Here is a 15,954-nt window from a genome sequence, read left to right on the forward strand (position 1 = left end):
TTAACCAAAAGTGCTGCTTAAAATTATAACTATTTGATATTTTTGACTATATAAAAATAGTGAAACGAATTTTATAATGTGCTTACATTAAAATAATTGTGATTACATTAAATATGTTACTATTTAAGCGTAACCTATCAAGCGCGTTTTAGCGTGTTTTTTAGGAAATCATCCCCCTTTTATTAAAATTATTTGATTTTTGGAAGTATGCTATTTGTACCCTGCTCTATCGTTAGCGATTAATGAGCTGGATGCAAAAAAGTAAAATAATGAGAAGTCATTGCAGATCTATGGATTAGAAATGCACTCACTTAGTAGTCTTAGTAGTCGCTATAAACTCGCTGATTCTCATGGAGGAGAGCAGAAACACCAGGTAACATAAAATTATATAAGAGAATGAACGATGATAAATTCCAATCGTCCCATCATGAACCTAGATCTTGATTTGCTACGTACTTTCGTCGCTGTCGCAGATCTTAACACATTTGCAGCCGCAGCAGCAGCCGTTTGTCGAACACAATCTGCTGTGAGCCAGCAAATGCAACGTTTAGAGCAATTAGTCGGCCGTGAGCTTTTCGCTCGCCATGGGCGAAATAAACTGCTCACCGCGCACGGATTACAATTACTTGGCTACGCAAGGCAAATACTTCGCGCCAATGATGATGCTACAGCGTCATTAACTTATAATGACGCTGATGGTGAATTGCGTATTGGCGCATCCGATGACACCGTCGATATCTTATTACCTTTCTTACTTAATCGTATCGCGTCTGTTTATCCAAGAATTGCCGTAGAAGTGCGCATTAAACGAGCACAATTTATTGAGTCAATGCTTGATAATCATGAGATAGATCTTGCTTTAACAACAGCAAGAATTAGTCACCACCCCAAAACAGCTCTAAGAACAGTGCCTGTTTTGTGGCACAGTGCACCTGATTTTCAATTACGTCCCAATGAGCCAGTCCCATTAGTTGTTATGGATGAAACCAATCCATATCGTAAACTTTGTACTAGTGCCCTTGATGATGCAGGTTTGTCATGGCATGTTGCGTATGAAGCAGCTTCTTTACCTGCTGTTCGTGCGGCAGTCAATGCTGAGGTTGGGGTAACCGCCAGACCAATGGAAATGCAAAATGCAGATTTACGTATTTTGAATGAAGCTGATGGGCTGCCACGTTTACCAGACATTCAGTATTGGTTGTATAAGAATGCAGACGAGCAAAAAGATTTTGTTCTGACAGTATTTAATGCGATTGAAAACAAAAAAATCCCTTATGTTGCAGCCTCAGCAAGTGAGTTGATGGATAGCAGCGAGGAAGGTAATTAAGTTAATCGATTCATCTGGTTATCTTAACGCCAATACTTAATTAATTTAGTGTAATGACGGTAATCCCAATACGTTTGGGATTACCGTTTTTTATGTCATTTTTGCCAATCTATTACGGGATCACTTGTTTGTGATCAATGCGTTATTGGCTATGTACAAATAAAATCAACATGTTAATCGCAGTCTAAATAAGATGTGAGCGGAGGTTGAGGTGGCTATCACTGATTAAATGGTTAACGTACAGACTAATTGAGCTGCTAGATAACAGATAACGTGAATTGATGCGGATGACTGAAACGATTATTTCAAAGTATGGAACTCATTTTTCAATATTGGGGAGTGGTATCGAGAAATTGGCTTTTATACATGTTTAAATAATGCTCTGTGATATTTTTAATCGGTTATCAAGTTTAAATTTATCGATTTTTTATCGATATCCGCTCATAAAAAAAGCAATTAACCACTTAATAAGTATGGTTAAATAGGAAAGACCATGAAATAATTGTGATGTAGCTGGCATAACATGAATTTCATTGTTTAGTTAACAGTTTGTTATGTTATTAACAATAATTTTTTATTGAATAGATAAAATAGCGCTGTAATGTCAGTCAGTTACTTGAAGTTATGCGTTAAAAAGAGTTACAAAGACTTAAAGTGAAATTGAATGCTATGTAAACAAATTGAGTACTTTTTCAATAAAAGTGTGCGTTAGATCAAATAAAAAGCGCAATTTTTCATCTGTTAAGACAGGTTTTTCCTGAGATAATGGTGTAGTAAAAACGAATAATCAGTTAAACTAGTTTGCGTGTTTACTTGAGTATCATTACACTGACACGTTTTAGCAGATTATGGTTACTTTTTGTTGTTCTATTGTTTTCAAAGTGTGAAATTTTTGTAACAAATACGGGTTATTTTACTTAATTTAAGTAAAATAAATTGTAATGAGAGAGGACAAACCAAACGCAGTCAACAGGCTGATTTAAGTTTGGGGATATTTTAGTTTGTGATCAATTTTGGTCTTTCTTCTCGATTAACTGGGCAATTGTGGTGCAACTCTGCCGTGATGTAAAAAAGAGCAGTTAACACACCATAAGTAATGAGTAAGCAACGAGTATGTCTACATCAATCCTAGCGTTAGCCCATAACTGGGCGTTTGCGATATTCCTTATCGGCACTATCGGTCTTTGTGCTTTCATGTTGGTCGCAGGTCACTTTTTAGGTAGCCGCGCCAAAGCCAGAACAAAACATGTTCCTTATGAGTCCGGTATCGACTCGGTCGGTAGTGCACGTCTCCGCATGTCTGCTAAGTTTTACTTAGTCGCCATGTTTTTCGTTATCTTCGATGTTGAAGCCATGTTCTTATTTGCATGGTCAGTTGCCATCCGCGAAGCCGGTTGGGTAGGTTTCATCGAAGCCGCGATCTTTATTTTGGTATTGTTGGCGGGACTGTTTTATCTCGTTCGCGTAGGAGCATTGGATTGGACTCCAGTCCGTTCCCGCGGAAAAGTTAAGCATCCTAGTGAAGTTATTAAAATCAGCAATCGTCATCCGCAGTAAAAAGCGAGGCATTATACAATGGATTATACGCTCACCCGCATAGATCCGAACGGTGAGAACGACCGTTACCCACTGCAAACCCAGGAAATCGTCACTGATCCACTGGAGCAGCAAGTTGAAAACAGTGTTTACATGGGGAAACTTTCTCATGCACTTCACGATGTGGTTAACTGGGGGCGCAAAAACTCTCTCTGGCCATATAACTTTGGTCTTTCATGTTGCTATGTAGAAATGGTGACTTCGTTCACGGCTGTTCATGACGTCGCCCGCTTTGGTGCAGAAGTACTGCGTGCTTCACCTCGTCAAGCCGATTTCATGGTAGTAGCAGGTACCTGTTTCACTAAAATGGCGCCTGTTATTCAACGTCTGTATGACCAAATGCTTGAACCAAAATGGGTAATCTCCATGGGTTCATGTGCCAACTCTGGTGGCATGTATGACATTTATTCTGTTGTACAAGGCGTCGATAAATTTATTCCTGTAGATGTGTATATCCCAGGTTGCCCACCGCGTCCAGAAGCCTATATGCAGGCTCTGCTTCTGTTGCAAGAATCTATCGGTAAAGAGCGTCGACCGCTGTCTTGGGTTGTTGGAGACCAAGGGGTTTACCGTGCCAATATGCAATCAGAAAGAGAAAGAAAGCACGGTGAACGTATTGCAGTGACTAACCTGCGTACACCAGACGAAATTTAAGGCTTAAAGCCATACAGCGTAACAGAGCAATGTTGTTGCGAAATAATAAACCTGATCAAGCGTTATGGTGAAGAATGATGACAGATCAGATAGCGCAAGCGAGTAGTACCCAGCCAGGATGGCAGACACAGGATCACTTAAACGACCCTGTGCTTCTGGAACTGCGCAATCAATTTGGGCCGGATGCCTTTTCTGTTCAAGCAACTCGCACTGGCATGCCAGTGGTTTGGGTGCGTCGTGAACAGTTACTGGAAGTGGTCGATTTCCTAAAGAAATTACCAAAACCGTATGTCATGTTATTTGACTTACATGGGGTAGATGAACGTCAACGAATTCACCGTCAAGGTCTGCCAGAAGCAGACTTTAGTGTTTTCTACCACCTCATCTCTATCGATCGTAACCGCGATATCATGTTAAAAGTCGCTCTTAATGAGAAAGACTTAAACGTGCCTTCGATCGTTTCATTGTTCCCGAATGCGAATTGGCATGAACGTGAAGTGTGGGATATGTTCGGTATCACCTTCCAAGGTCACCCAAATTTACGCCGCCTTTTAATGTCTCCAAGCTGGGAAGGTCATCCGCTACGTAAGGATTATCCTGCGCGTGCGACTGAGTTTGACCCTTTTGTGCTGACTAAGCAGAAACAAGATCTGGAAATGGAAGCCTTGACTTTCAAACCAGAAGAGTGGGGCATGGCACGTGGAAATGAAAACGAAGATTTCATGTTCCTGAACTTGGGGCCAAACCACCCATCCTCACACGGTGCGTTCCGTATCGTGCTGCAATTGGATGGTGAAGAAATTATCGACTGCGTACCTGATATTGGCTACCACCACCGTGGTGCTGAAAAAATGGGTGAACGCCAGTCATGGCATAGCTACATTCCTTACACTGACCGTATCGAGTACCTCGGCGGTTGTGTGAATGAAATGCCATATGTGTTGGCCGTTGAAAAACTGGCTGGTATTGAAGTGCCGGATCGCGTGAAAACCATTCGTGTCATGTTGTCTGAGTTATTCCGTATCAACAGCCACTTACTGTATATCAGTACCTATATCCAAGACGTTGGTGCGATGACCCCGGTCTTCTTTGCGTTTACTGACCGTCAAAAAGTCTACAACGTCATTGAAGCAATTACCGGTTTCCGTATGCACCCCGCATGGTTCCGTATCGGTGGTGTTGCGCACGACTTACCGCGTGGTTGGGAAAAACTGCTGCGTGAGTTATTAGACTGGTTGCCAAAACGTTTAGAGTCTTATGTAACTTCTGCACTGAAAAACTCCATCTTAAAAGGTCGCTCTATCGGTACTGCAATGTACTCAAAAGAAGAGGCGTTGGCATGGGGTGTGACAGGGGCTGGATTACGTGCAACAGGCGTTGATTTTGACGTACGTAAATGGCGTCCATATTCAGGCTATGAAAACTTCGAGTTTGATATTCCTATCGCTCATAACGGTGACTGTTATGACCGCGTGATGATCAAAGTGGAAGAGATGCGTCAGAGTATCCGTATTCTTGAGCAATGCTATAAGAATATGCCAGAAGGCCCATTCAAAGCTGACCATCCACTGACAACTCCGCCACCAAAAGAACGCACGTTGCAGCACATCGAAACCCTGATCAACCACTTCTTGCAAGTGTCTTGGGGGCCGGTGATGCCAGCAAATGAGTCATTCCAGATGGTCGAAGCTACGAAGGGTATCAACAGCTACTACTTAACCAGTGATGGTAGCACCATGAGCTACCGTACGCGTATTCGTACCCCGAGCTATGAGCACTTACAGCAAATTCCTGCGGTGATCAGAGGTAGTTTAGTTTCAGACTTAATCGTCTATCTGGGTAGTATCGATTTTGTAATGTCGGATGTGGATCGCTAACCATGCATAATGAACATAACGAAAATGAGAAGCACAATGAGCTCAATGTCGTGAATGTGTTTGAACCGCAAGTCAATCATGGCTTTGTCTTAACAGAGAAAGAGCGTGAAGAGATTGAAGGTGAGAAACACCATTACGAAGATGCACGTGCTGCCTCAATTGAAGCACTGAAAATTGTGCAAAAAAACCGCGGTTGGGTTGAAGATGGTGCGATCCATGCTATCGCTGACGTCTTAGGCATCCCAGCCAGTGATGTTGAAGGTGTGGCGACATTCTATAGCCAAATCTTCCGCCAGCCAGTAGGTCGCCACATTATTCGCTATTGCGACAGTGTTGTTTGCCATATTACAGGGTATCAGGGCTTAGAAGCTGAAATCATTAAACAGCTGAATATTCGCCCGGGCCAAACAACAGCCGATGGTCGCTTTACGTTGCTGCCAACCTGTTGCTTGGGTAACTGTGACAAGGGTCCTACGATGATGATCGATGAGGACACTCACAGCTACGTGCAGCCTGAAAATATTCAAAAATTACTGGAGCAGTATCCATGACAAATTCTGTTAATCCAGTGATCCGTACTGCTGAAACTCATCCTCTAACATGGCGTTTGCGTGATGACAATCAGCCTGTTTGGTTAGATGAGTATCGCAGTAAGAACGGATACAAAGGCCTTGAGCGTGCGCTCAAAGGTATGGCTCCCGATGAAGTTGTGAACCTTGTGAAAGACGCTGGCCTGAAAGGGCGCGGCGGTGCGGGTTTCTCAACGGGTCTGAAATGGAGCCTGATGCCAAAAGACGAAAACATGAAACTGCGTTACTTCTTATGTAATGCGGATGAAATGGAACCGGGCACCTATAAAGACCGTTTATTGATGGAGCAACTCCCTCACTTGTTAGTTGAAGGGATGATCACAGGCGCTTATGCACTTAAAGCCTATCGTGGTTATATCTTCTTACGGGGTGAGTATGTTGAAGCTGCGCAAAATCTGCGCCGTGCCATCGAAGAAGCCAAAGCGGCGGGCCTGTTAGGCAAAAATATCCTCGGTTCAGGTTTTGATTTCGAACTATTTGTTCACACCGGCGCTGGGCGTTATATCTGCGGTGAAGAAACTGCACTGATTAACTCCTTAGAAGGCCGTCGCGCTAACCCACGTTCTAAGCCACCATTCCCTGCAACATCAGGTGCTTGGGGTAAACCAACTTGTGTCAATAACGTCGAAACTATTTGTAACGTGCCAGCAATTTTAGAGCACGGCGACCAATGGTATATCGATTTAAGCGCAGGTAAGAGTAAAGACGCGGGCACGAAATTGATGGGCTTCTCAGGCCGCGTGAAAAATCCGGGTTTATGGGAATTGCCATTTGGTACCACGGCACGTGAAGTGTTGGAAGATTACGCAGGTGGTATGCGTGATGGGCTGAAATTAAAAGCATGGCAGCCAGGTGGAGCAGGGACAGACTTCCTGACTAACGACCACCTCGACTTACCGATGGATTTCGAAAATATTGCGAAAGCAGGCAGCCGTCTTGGTACTGCATTAGCGATGGCGGTTGATCATGAAATCAACATGGTTTCTTTAGTGCGTAACTTAGAAACTTTCTTTGCCCGTGAATCTTGTGGTTGGTGTACGCCGTGCCGTGATGGTCTGCCATGGAGTGTGAAAATTTTACAAGCGCTGGAAAAAGGTGAAGGGCAGCCGGGGGATATTGAAACCCTAGAGCAGCTGTGCCGTTTCTTAGGGCCAGGTAAAACTTTCTGCGCTCACGCACCGGGTGCGGTCGAACCGCTACAAAGTGCCATCAAATATTTCCGTGATGAATTCGAAGCGGGTATTTCGCAAAAAAATCTGCGTAACATTGTGCAGATTGCGGGTATCCAACCCAACCTGCTGAAGCAGCGCTGGTAATTGTTTAGCGATTGAGCAACCGCTAAATAGATTTTTCACGAAGAACGTATTTTTGATTAACGCCTGCTTTATGCGGGCCTTTGGGAAGCATGCTGACTATGGCTACAATATATGTAGACGGCAAAGAATATGACGTAAACGGGTCTGAAAACCTGTTACAAGCCTGTCTTTCTCTAGGGCTAGATATTCCTTATTTTTGCTGGCATCCGGCGCTGGGAAGCGTTGGCGCTTGCCGCCAGTGTGCGGTTAAGCAGTATCAGAACGCAGATGACACACGCGGTCGCCTAGTAATGTCTTGTATGACACCCGCAACGGAAGGGACTTACATCTCTATTGATGATGAAGAAGCCAAACAATTCCGTGAAAGTGTTGTGGAATGGCTGATGACCAACCATCCTCATGACTGTCCAGTCTGTGAGGAAGGGGGGAACTGTCACCTACAAGATATGACGGTGATGACCGGTCATAACATGCGTAAATATCGTTTTACGAAACGTACTCACATTAACCAAGACCTCGGTCCATTTATTAGTCATGAAATGAACCGTTGTATCGCGTGTTATCGTTGTGTTCGTTACTACAAAGATTACGCAGATGGCACAGACTTGGGTGTGTATGGTGCACATAACTATGTGTATTTCGGTCGTACTGAAGACGGTACACTGGAAAGTGAGTTTTCCGGTAACTTAGTTGAAGTTTGTCCTACTGGGGTATTCACTGATAAAACACATTCAGAGCGCTATAACCGTAAGTGGGATATGCAGTTTGCCCCCGGTATCTGCCAACAGTGCAGTATCGGTTGTAACACGAGCCCGGGTGAGCGTTATGGTGAAATCCGTCGTATCGAAAACCGTTATAACGGTTCGGTAAACCACTATTTCCTGTGCGACCGTGGTCGTTTTGGTTACGGTTATGTCAACCGTAAAGATCGTCCTCGTCAAGCGGTACTCAATAAAAATGGCGTCAAACAAGTCATTTCGGCTATCGAAGCAATGCAAAGTGGTGCGCAAATTATCAATCAAGCGAAAAAAGTGATTGGTATTGGCTCTCCACGCGCGAGCGTTGAAAGCAACTATGCATTGCGCGCATTAGTCGGAGCAGATAACTTCTATTCAGGTATTTCTGCGGGAGAGCAACGCCGCTTAGCGCTGATGCAAAACATCCTGCAAAACGGCGGTATCTATACGCCAACATTGCGTGAAGTAGAAGGCTATGATGCGGTACTGGTACTGGGTGAAGATTTAACTCAGACAGGTGCACGTATGGCGTTATCTGTTCGCCAAGCGGTGAAAGGTAAAGCACGTGAAATGGCCGCAGCGCAAAAAGTCGCTGACTGGCAAATCGCCGCAATCATGAATATTGGTCAACATGCAAAATATCCGCTGTTTATTACCAACGTTGATGATACGCGTTTAGACGATGTGGCTGCCTTTAATTATCGTGCACCAGTAGCTGACCAAGCACGTTTCGGTTTTGCTATCGCCAATATGATTAACGGCGAAGCCCCTGCGGTGAATGATTTACCCGCAGACTTAAAAGCCAAAGTTGAAACCATTGCTCAGGCATTAGCTGGTGCGAAAAAACCATTAATTATTAGTGGTAGCCATAGTGCCAGCGAGGCAATGATCCAAGCGGCCGCTAACGTGGCATTTGCACTGAAAGCCAAAGGCGCGAATGTTGGGTTATCTTACTTAGCGTCTCATGCGAATAGTTTCGGTCTGGCAATGATGAACGCACAGCCATTAGACAGCGCTTTAGCTCGCATTGAAGCGAACGAAGCGGACGTGGCTATCGTTATCGAAAATGACCTGTACCGTCACAGCAGCGTGGATGCCGTCAATAGCGCATTAGCGAAATTGAGCCACTTGATTGTTGCAGATCATCAGCAAACCGACATCATGGATAAAGCAACATTGGTTCTGCCAGCCGCAAGCTTTGCTGAAGCAGACGGTACGTTGATTAACCAAGAAGGTCGTGCTCAGCGTTTCTTCCAAGTCTTTGACCCAACTTATTACGACAAAGCTATCGTGATGAACGAAAGCTGGCGCTGGATGCATTCACTGCAAACTGAAGCGCAAGAGCGTGATGCGGATTGGTCGCAACTTGATCACGTCATCGCAGATTGTGTTGCCGCAATGCCACAATTCTCAGGTATGGTTGATGCCGCACCAAAAGCGTCTTTCCGTATTCGTGGTCAAAAACTGGCGCGTGAACCACATCGTTACAGTGGTCGTACAGCAATGCTAGCAAATCAATCTGTTCATGAACCTCGTCAACCGCAAGATATTGACTCTCCATTTGCTTTCTCAATGGAAGGGAACAACAGCCCAATCGCGCCACGTCAGCAAATTCCATTTGCATGGGCGCCGGGTTGGAACTCACCACAAGCCTGGAACAAATTCCAAGCCGAAGTGGGTGGTCACCTGTTATTTGGTGACCCGGGTATCCGTTTGTTCAATTCAACACAGAGCAAATTGGCTTACTTCACTGAAATTCCAGCGGCTTATCAAGCCAATGAAGCTCAGTGGGTTGTCGCACCTTATTACCACCTGTTCGGCAGTGATGAAATGTCACAGCGTTCAGAAGTAATTCAAGAGCGTATGCCTGAGCCTTATATCATGCTGAACACGCAAGATGCTGCGTCACTCGGCCTGTCAGCAGGAACTAAAGCGGAGTTTAGCCATGCAGGTCAAGTGTTTAACTTGACTGTCCGCCTAAGTAATCACCTGTCTACAGGTCAAATTGGCTTACCGTTAGGAATGCCAGGTATCGCACCTTCAATGGCTGGCGTGTCAGTCAATAATCTGCGGAGGGGAGCATGATGGATTGGATTTCTCCTGAAGTGATGGAAGTGTTAATTTCCATCCTTAAATCTGTCGTCATATTATTGGTTGTTGTGACTTGTGGGGCATACATGAGTCTGGGAGAGCGCCGTATTCTCGGTCTGTTCCAGAACCGTTATGGCCCTAACCGCGTGGGTCCCTTTGGGATGGGCCAGTTAATCGCGGATATGTTCAAAATGCTGTTTAAAGAAGACTGGATCCCGCAGTTTGCTGACAAGAAAATCTTTACGCTTGCACCAGTGATTGCGTTTTGTTCACTGTTCTTAGCATTTGCCATCGTCCCTGTTAGCCCGACTTGGCATGTTGCAGACCTCAATATCGGGATTTTATTCTTTCTGATGATGGCGGGTCTCGCTGTCTATGCGGTGTTATTCGCAGGTTGGTCAAGTAACAACAAATACTCATTATTAGGTGCGATGCGTGCGTCAGCACAAACCGTGAGTTACGAAGTGTTCTTAGGCCTTTCTTTAATGGGTGTGGTTGCACAAGCAGGTTCATTCAACCTGATTGATATTGTGAACTCCCAAGAAGGCATGTGGAATATTATTCCGCAGTTCTTTGGTTTTGTGACTTTTGCGATAGCGGGCGTTGCGGTATGTCACCGTCATCCGTTTGACCAACCCGAAGCAGAACAAGAGATTGCTGATGGTTACCACGTTGAATACTCAGGTATGAAGTTTGGTTTGTTCTTCGTCGGTGAGTATATCGGTATCGTAACGGTTTCTGCACTGATTGTGACGCTGTTCTTTGGTGGCTGGCATGGTCCATTCCTGCCGTCATTCTTGTGGTTTGCTATCAAAACTGGCTTCTTCATGATGATGTTTATCTTGATCCGTGCCTCTTTACCGCGTCCACGTTATGACCAAGTGATGTCTTTCGGTTGGAAAATTTGTCTGCCGTTGACACTGCTTAATCTGCTGGGTACTGCAGCAGTGATTTTATACAACGCTCAGTAAGGGGTGATTGAACCATGACATTGAAAGAGTTATTGGTCGGTTTCGCCACCCAAGTACGTAGTATTTGGATGGTCGGCCTACATGCGTTCGATAAACGCGAAACGCAAATGTATCCAGAAGAGCCGGTTTATCTGCCACCCCGTTACCGTGGGCGTATCGTACTAACGCGCGATCCAGACGGTGAAGAGCGTTGTGTTGCGTGTAACTTATGTGCGGTTGCTTGCCCTGTGGGATGTATCTCACTGCAAAAAGCTGAACATGAAGACGGCCGCTGGTACCCTGAATTTTTCCGCGTTAACTTTTCGCGCTGTATTTTCTGCGGTCTGTGTGAAGAGGCTTGCCCAACCACGGCAATCCAATTAACACCTGATTTTGAAATGGCCGATTGGAGACGTCAGGATCTGGTTTACGAGAAAAATGACCTGTTGATTTCAGGTCCGGGTAAATATCCTGATTATAACTTTTACCGTAAATCGGGTATGGCGATTGCAGGTAAAGACAAAGGTGAAGCGGATAACGAAGCGAAACCGATTAACGTCAAAGACCTGTTGCCATAAGGAGCGATATTCATGGAATTTACATTTTATATCGCCGGTCTAGTTGCCATTTTAGCAACTTTAAGGGTGATAACGAATACAAATCCGGTGCATGCACTGTTGTATCTGGTTGTTTCTCTGCTGGCTCTGTCAATGGTGTTTTTCTCCCTCGGCGCGTATTTTGCTGGGGCATTGGAAATCATCGTATATGCAGGTGCCATTATGGTCCTGTTCGTGTTCGTCGTGATGATGCTCAACTTAGGGCGTTCTGTTCAAGAACAAGAGCGCGCTTGGTTGACGCCGAAAAACTGGATTGGCCCTGCGGTGTTATCCGCGGTTTTATTGGCTATCTTAGTTTACGGCATCACCTCGTTGTCTTATCAAGAAGGCATTGAGGGAACCATCATTGGGGCGAAAGAAGTGGGAATTAGCCTATTTGGGCCGTATGTTCTGGCTGTCGAATTGGCATCTTTGTTATTACTCGCAGGTTTAGTGGTAGCATTCCACGTTGGACGTGACCGTAAAGAAAACGGTGCTGACCTTGTCAGCATCGAGAAGGCGGAGGAACAAAAATGATACCTCTAGAACACGGTCTGATTTTAGCGGCGATTTTATTTGTGATGGGGCTCAGTTGCCTTGTTATTCGCCGTAATCTGCTTTTCATGCTGATCGGACTGGAAATCATGATTAACTCAACTGCACTGGCATTTGTGGTTGCAGGGAGTTTTTGGGGGCAGCCAGACGGCCAAATTATGTATATTTTGGCAATCGCATTGGCTGCAGCGGAGGCGAGTATTGGATTGGCGTTGTTACTGCAACTCCATCGTCATCGTCAGAACCTGAATATTGATAAAGTCAGTGAGATGCGCGGATGAACCTACTCTATTTAACTATTCTGTTGCCTTTACTGGGGTCGGTGCTGTTAGCCTTCTCTCGTGGACGCTGGTCAGAAAACGTTTCGGCCATTATTGGTGCGGGGTCGGTTGGCTTAGCGGCCGTCGTCGCATTCTATGCTGGCAATGAATTTTTAGCTCAAGACGCAGGTAGCGTATTCATCCAGCCACTTTGGACTTGGATGTCTGTCGGTACCTTTAATATCCCATTCACTCTAATGTTAGATGGCCTGTCACTGACCATGTTAGGTGTGGTAACGGGTGTGGGCTTCCTTATCCACGTATATGCATCTTGGTATATGCGTGGCGAGGAAGGTTACTCACGTTTCTTCGCTTACACTAACTTGTTTATCGCAAGCATGGTGGTTTTAGTCCTCGCTGACAACATGATGCTGATGTATCTCGGTTGGGAAGGGGTAGGGCTGTGCAGTTACCTGTTGATTGGTTTCTATTATACCAATCCAGAAAACGGCAAAGCGGCGATGAAAGCGTTCTTTGTAACGCGTATCGGTGATGTGTTCCTCGCAATTGGTATGTTTATTCTGTGGAATGAGCTTGGCACACTGAATTTCAGCGAAATGGCGGTGTTAGCACCTCAAAAATTTGCGGAAGGTTCAAGTGCGATCAACTGGGCAACCTTGATGTTATTAGGTGGTGCAGTCGGTAAATCAGCACAGTTACCATTGCAAACGTGGTTGGCAGATGCGATGGCGGGTCCAACGCCAGTTTCTGCACTGATCCATGCCGCAACCATGGTAACCGCGGGTGTGTACTTAATTGCTCGTACCCATGTTCTGTTCCTGTTAGCGCCTGAAGTATTACATTTAGTCGGCGTTGTGGGGGCTGTGACATTAGTACTGGCTGGGTTTGCTGCACTGGTGCAAACCGATATCAAACGTGTGCTTGCATACTCCACGATGAGCCAAATCGGTTATATGTTCTTGGCACTAGGTGTACAAGCATGGGATGCAGCCATTTTCCACCTGATGACGCATGCTTTCTTTAAAGCGTTGTTGTTCCTGTCAGCAGGTTCAGTCATTTTGGCATGCCACCACGAACAAAATATCTTCAAAATGGGTGGGCTGCGTAAGCAAATTCCATTCATCTACGCTGTGATGTTAATCGGCGGAAGCGCGCTGGCAGCATTGCCACTGTTTACCGCAGGTTTCTACAGTAAAGATGCAATTTTGTGGGGTGCGCAGCTTGATGGACAAACTGTGTTGTTGTGGGCAGGTATCCTCGGTGCATTAATGACCGCAATTTATACCTTCCGTATGATTTTCATCGTGTTCCACGGTGAAGCGAAAATCAAAGCGCACAAGGTTAAAGGCATCACTCACACATTACCACTGGGCATTTTGGCTATTCTTGCAACGTTTGTTGGTGCATTAATCCACCAACCACTCGAAGGGGTTTTCCCAGCCGAAGCCGCAGGCAGTGAAGACGGTAAAGTCTTACTCGAAGCGATTTCTGGCGGGTTTGCTATCGCAGGTCTATTAATTGCGGTATTCCTCTATCTGTTCAGACGTTCAATAGTCGATGCTATCGCGAAAACTGCAGTGGGTCGTTTCTTCAGCGCATGGTGGTACCAAGCGTGGGGATTCGATTGGCTGTACGATGTAGTCTTTGTTAAGCCATTTAAAGGTATAGCATGGCTACTAGAAAGCGATCCGGTTAACTCTCTGATGAATATCCCTGCACATCTTTCACGTTGGGCAAATAAAGGGCTTGCAGTGAGTGAAAACGGCCAAATTCGTTGGTATGTTGCCTCGTTGGGGCTGGGTGCAGTGCTGATTCTTGCTCTGCTGCTTTTGGTTTAATTAAGGGACACATTGCGCCATGCTATTACCCTGGCTAATACTCATTCCCTTCATCGGAGGCCTGCTAAGCTGGCAGGCTGACCGGTTCAGTCATCGCGCACCGCGTTGGATTGCACTGGCAACGATGGGAATAACATTGATACTTTCCGTACAATTGTGGTTACAAGGGAGCTACTCCCTTGTCAATCCACAAGGTATTCCACAATGGCAATCTGTTTTCTTTATGCCGTGGATCCCGTCACTGGGAATTGACTTTCATTTAGCAATTGACGGTTTATCACTGCTGATGGTCGTGTTAACGGCTATCATGGGGGGCTTCTCGATTCTGAGCTCTTGGAGTGAAAACCAGAAAAACCAAGGTGCGTATCACTTTAACCTGTTGTGGATTATCACAGGTGTGATGGGGATTTTTACCGCGGTTGACCTGTTCTTATTCTTCTTCTTCTGGGAGATGATGCTGATCCCAATGTATTTCCTGATTGCCAATTGGGGACACAAAGGGTCAGAAAACAGACAACATATCAAAGCCGCGACTAAGTTCTTCATCTATACGCAAGCAAGTGGTTTGATCATGCTAGTGTCCATCATTGGGCTCGCGTTGGCGAACTACAATACTTCAGGTGTATTAACATTCGACTATAACCAATTGCTGGGTGCAGAACTCTCTAGCAATGTCGCATTTATGTTGATGTTAGGCTTCTTTATCGCCTTTGCCGTTAAAATGCCACTGGTTCCTTTCCATGGTTGGATGGCAGATACCCAAGAGCAATCGCCAACAGCGGGTTCAGTGGATATCTCCGGTATCATGCTAAAAACCGCAGCATACGGTCTGTTACGCTTTACCTTGCCTCTGTTCCCAGAAGCGTCTATCCAGTTCACGCCTGTGGCGATGACACTGGGTGTGATCAGTATCTTCTACGGTGCATGGTTAGCGTTCAAACAAACGGATATCAAACGTCTGGCGGCGTACAGTAGCTTATCCCACATGGGGTTTGTGACAGTCGCTATTTACGCGGGTTCAACCTTAGCTTACCAAGGTGCGGTGATTCAAATGATCACCAACGGTTTGTCCGGTGCGGCACTGATTATCATCAGTGGTCAACTGTATGAACGTACGCAAACTCGTGATATGCGCATGATGGGTGGATTATGGAAACGCATTAAATGGTTACCAGGAATGTCCCTGTTCTTTGCTGCGGCAACGCTAGGAATGCCAGGTACAGGTAACTTCATTGGTGAATTCATGATCTTGTTCGGTAGCTTCAGCCAATTCACGTTAGTGACCTGCATTATGGTCTTTGGTGTAGTGTTTGCTTCTATCTATTCATTGTGGATGATGCAACAGACCTACTACGGTACACCTAAGTCTGAAAAAGAAATGAAAGGGTTAACGGCACGTGAATTTGGTGTGCTGCTGGCTCTGGCTGCTTTACTGGTTATTATCGGTTTCTACCCACAACCAATTTTAGATACCTCAATTGGTTCGATGGAAACATTACATAACCTGTATTCTGCTTCACTTACAACATTAGGGCTGTAATTCGCC

Annotated in this window: 13 protein-coding genes; all 13 read left to right on the forward strand. The window is 45.3% G+C overall.

Annotated elements, in window-relative coordinates; all coding sequences use genetic code 11:
• The first annotated feature begins 403 nt into the window (after positions 1–403).
• The 13 genes from PSE72_RS13800 to nuoM all read left to right on the forward strand — a co-directional run bounded on the left by PSE72_RS13800 (position 404) and on the right by nuoM (position 15,948).
• Positions 404–1,327, forward strand: a complete 924-nt coding sequence (locus PSE72_RS13800) for a LysR family transcriptional regulator (protein ID WP_115167031.1) — start codon at positions 404–406, stop codon at positions 1,325–1,327.
• 1,113 nt (positions 1,328–2,440) lie between these two features.
• Positions 2,441–2,884: an NADH-quinone oxidoreductase subunit A gene (locus tag PSE72_RS13805; protein ID WP_004259806.1), complete on the forward strand. Its 444-nt coding sequence runs from the start codon at positions 2,441–2,443 to the stop codon at positions 2,882–2,884.
• A gap of 18 nt (positions 2,885–2,902) precedes the next feature.
• Positions 2,903–3,577 (forward strand): NuoB/complex I 20 kDa subunit family protein, encoded by a 675-nt coding sequence (locus PSE72_RS13810; protein WP_004912254.1) that lies wholly within the window; start codon positions 2,903–2,905, stop codon positions 3,575–3,577.
• 74 nt (positions 3,578–3,651) lie between these two features.
• A complete protein-coding gene (nuoC, locus tag PSE72_RS13815; RefSeq protein ID WP_371021517.1) occupies positions 3,652–5,454 on the forward strand; it encodes an NADH-quinone oxidoreductase subunit C/D in 1,803 nt (600 codons plus the stop codon).
• A gap of 2 nt (positions 5,455–5,456) precedes the next feature.
• Positions 5,457–6,005, forward strand: a complete 549-nt coding sequence (gene nuoE, locus PSE72_RS13820) for an NADH-quinone oxidoreductase subunit NuoE (RefSeq protein WP_004912250.1) — start codon at positions 5,457–5,459, stop codon at positions 6,003–6,005.
• Positions 6,002–7,360 carry an NADH-quinone oxidoreductase subunit NuoF gene (gene nuoF / locus PSE72_RS13825; protein WP_217007698.1) on the forward strand — a complete coding sequence of 453 codons (1,359 nt, stop codon included), beginning with the start codon at positions 6,002–6,004 and terminating at the stop codon, positions 7,358–7,360. Before nuoE ends, nuoF begins: the two co-directional genes overlap by 4 nt.
• Positions 7,361–7,449: 89 nt before the next feature.
• Entirely contained in the window at positions 7,450–10,182 is a 2,733-nt protein-coding gene (gene nuoG / locus PSE72_RS13830; RefSeq protein WP_198641558.1) for an NADH-quinone oxidoreductase subunit NuoG, read from the forward strand.
• Positions 10,182–11,159 carry an NADH-quinone oxidoreductase subunit NuoH gene (nuoH, locus tag PSE72_RS13835; RefSeq protein ID WP_004912244.1) on the forward strand — a complete coding sequence of 326 codons (978 nt, stop codon included), beginning with the start codon at positions 10,182–10,184 and terminating at the stop codon, positions 11,157–11,159. Before nuoG ends, nuoH begins: the two co-directional genes overlap by 1 nt.
• 14 nt (positions 11,160–11,173) lie before the next feature.
• Positions 11,174–11,716 carry an NADH-quinone oxidoreductase subunit NuoI gene (nuoI, locus tag PSE72_RS13840; RefSeq protein WP_004259834.1) on the forward strand — a complete coding sequence of 181 codons (543 nt, stop codon included), beginning with the start codon at positions 11,174–11,176 and terminating at the stop codon, positions 11,714–11,716.
• A gap of 12 nt (positions 11,717–11,728) precedes the next feature.
• Positions 11,729–12,271, forward strand: a complete 543-nt coding sequence (gene nuoJ / locus PSE72_RS13845) for an NADH-quinone oxidoreductase subunit J (RefSeq protein WP_004912236.1) — start codon at positions 11,729–11,731, stop codon at positions 12,269–12,271.
• A complete protein-coding gene (gene nuoK, locus PSE72_RS13850; RefSeq protein ID WP_004912233.1) occupies positions 12,268–12,570 on the forward strand; it encodes an NADH-quinone oxidoreductase subunit NuoK in 303 nt (100 codons plus the stop codon). Before nuoJ ends, nuoK begins: the two co-directional genes overlap by 4 nt.
• Positions 12,567–14,408 (forward strand): NADH-quinone oxidoreductase subunit L, encoded by a 1,842-nt coding sequence (gene nuoL / locus PSE72_RS13855; protein WP_004912230.1) that lies wholly within the window; start codon positions 12,567–12,569, stop codon positions 14,406–14,408. Before nuoK ends, nuoL begins: the two co-directional genes overlap by 4 nt.
• A 19-nt stretch (positions 14,409–14,427) precedes the next feature.
• On the forward strand, positions 14,428–15,948 hold the full coding sequence (nuoM, locus tag PSE72_RS13860) for an NADH-quinone oxidoreductase subunit M (RefSeq protein ID WP_115167032.1): 1,521 nt from the start codon (positions 14,428–14,430) through the stop codon (positions 15,946–15,948).
• Positions 15,949–15,954: the final 6 nt, after the last annotated feature.

Source organism: Providencia sp. PROV116, assembly GCF_028482485.1.
Classification (GTDB): Bacteria; Pseudomonadota; Gammaproteobacteria; order Enterobacterales; family Enterobacteriaceae; genus Providencia; species Providencia rettgeri.

Bases quoted from the DNA above. Each gene is read 5' to 3' on its own strand.
- PSE72_RS13800 (WP_115167031.1), top strand. From the start codon at position 404: ATGATAAATTCCAATCGTCCCATCATGAACCTAGATCTTGATTTGCTA.
- PSE72_RS13805 (WP_004259806.1), top strand. From the start codon at position 2,441: ATGTCTACATCAATCCTAGCGTTAGCCCATAACTGGGCGTTTGCGATA.
- PSE72_RS13810 (WP_004912254.1), top strand. From the start codon at position 2,903: ATGGATTATACGCTCACCCGCATAGATCCGAACGGTGAGAACGACCGT.
- nuoC (WP_371021517.1), top strand. From the start codon at position 3,652: ATGATGACAGATCAGATAGCGCAAGCGAGTAGTACCCAGCCAGGATGG.
- nuoE (WP_004912250.1), top strand. From the start codon at position 5,457: ATGCATAATGAACATAACGAAAATGAGAAGCACAATGAGCTCAATGTC.
- nuoF (WP_217007698.1), top strand. From the start codon at position 6,002: ATGACAAATTCTGTTAATCCAGTGATCCGTACTGCTGAAACTCATCCT.
- nuoG (WP_198641558.1), top strand. From the start codon at position 7,450: ATGCTGACTATGGCTACAATATATGTAGACGGCAAAGAATATGACGTA.
- nuoH (WP_004912244.1), top strand. From the start codon at position 10,182: ATGGATTGGATTTCTCCTGAAGTGATGGAAGTGTTAATTTCCATCCTT.
- nuoI (WP_004259834.1), top strand. From the start codon at position 11,174: ATGACATTGAAAGAGTTATTGGTCGGTTTCGCCACCCAAGTACGTAGT.
- nuoJ (WP_004912236.1), top strand. From the start codon at position 11,729: ATGGAATTTACATTTTATATCGCCGGTCTAGTTGCCATTTTAGCAACT.
- nuoK (WP_004912233.1), top strand. From the start codon at position 12,268: ATGATACCTCTAGAACACGGTCTGATTTTAGCGGCGATTTTATTTGTG.
- nuoL (WP_004912230.1), top strand. From the start codon at position 12,567: ATGAACCTACTCTATTTAACTATTCTGTTGCCTTTACTGGGGTCGGTG.
- nuoM (WP_115167032.1), top strand. From the start codon at position 14,428: ATGCTATTACCCTGGCTAATACTCATTCCCTTCATCGGAGGCCTGCTA.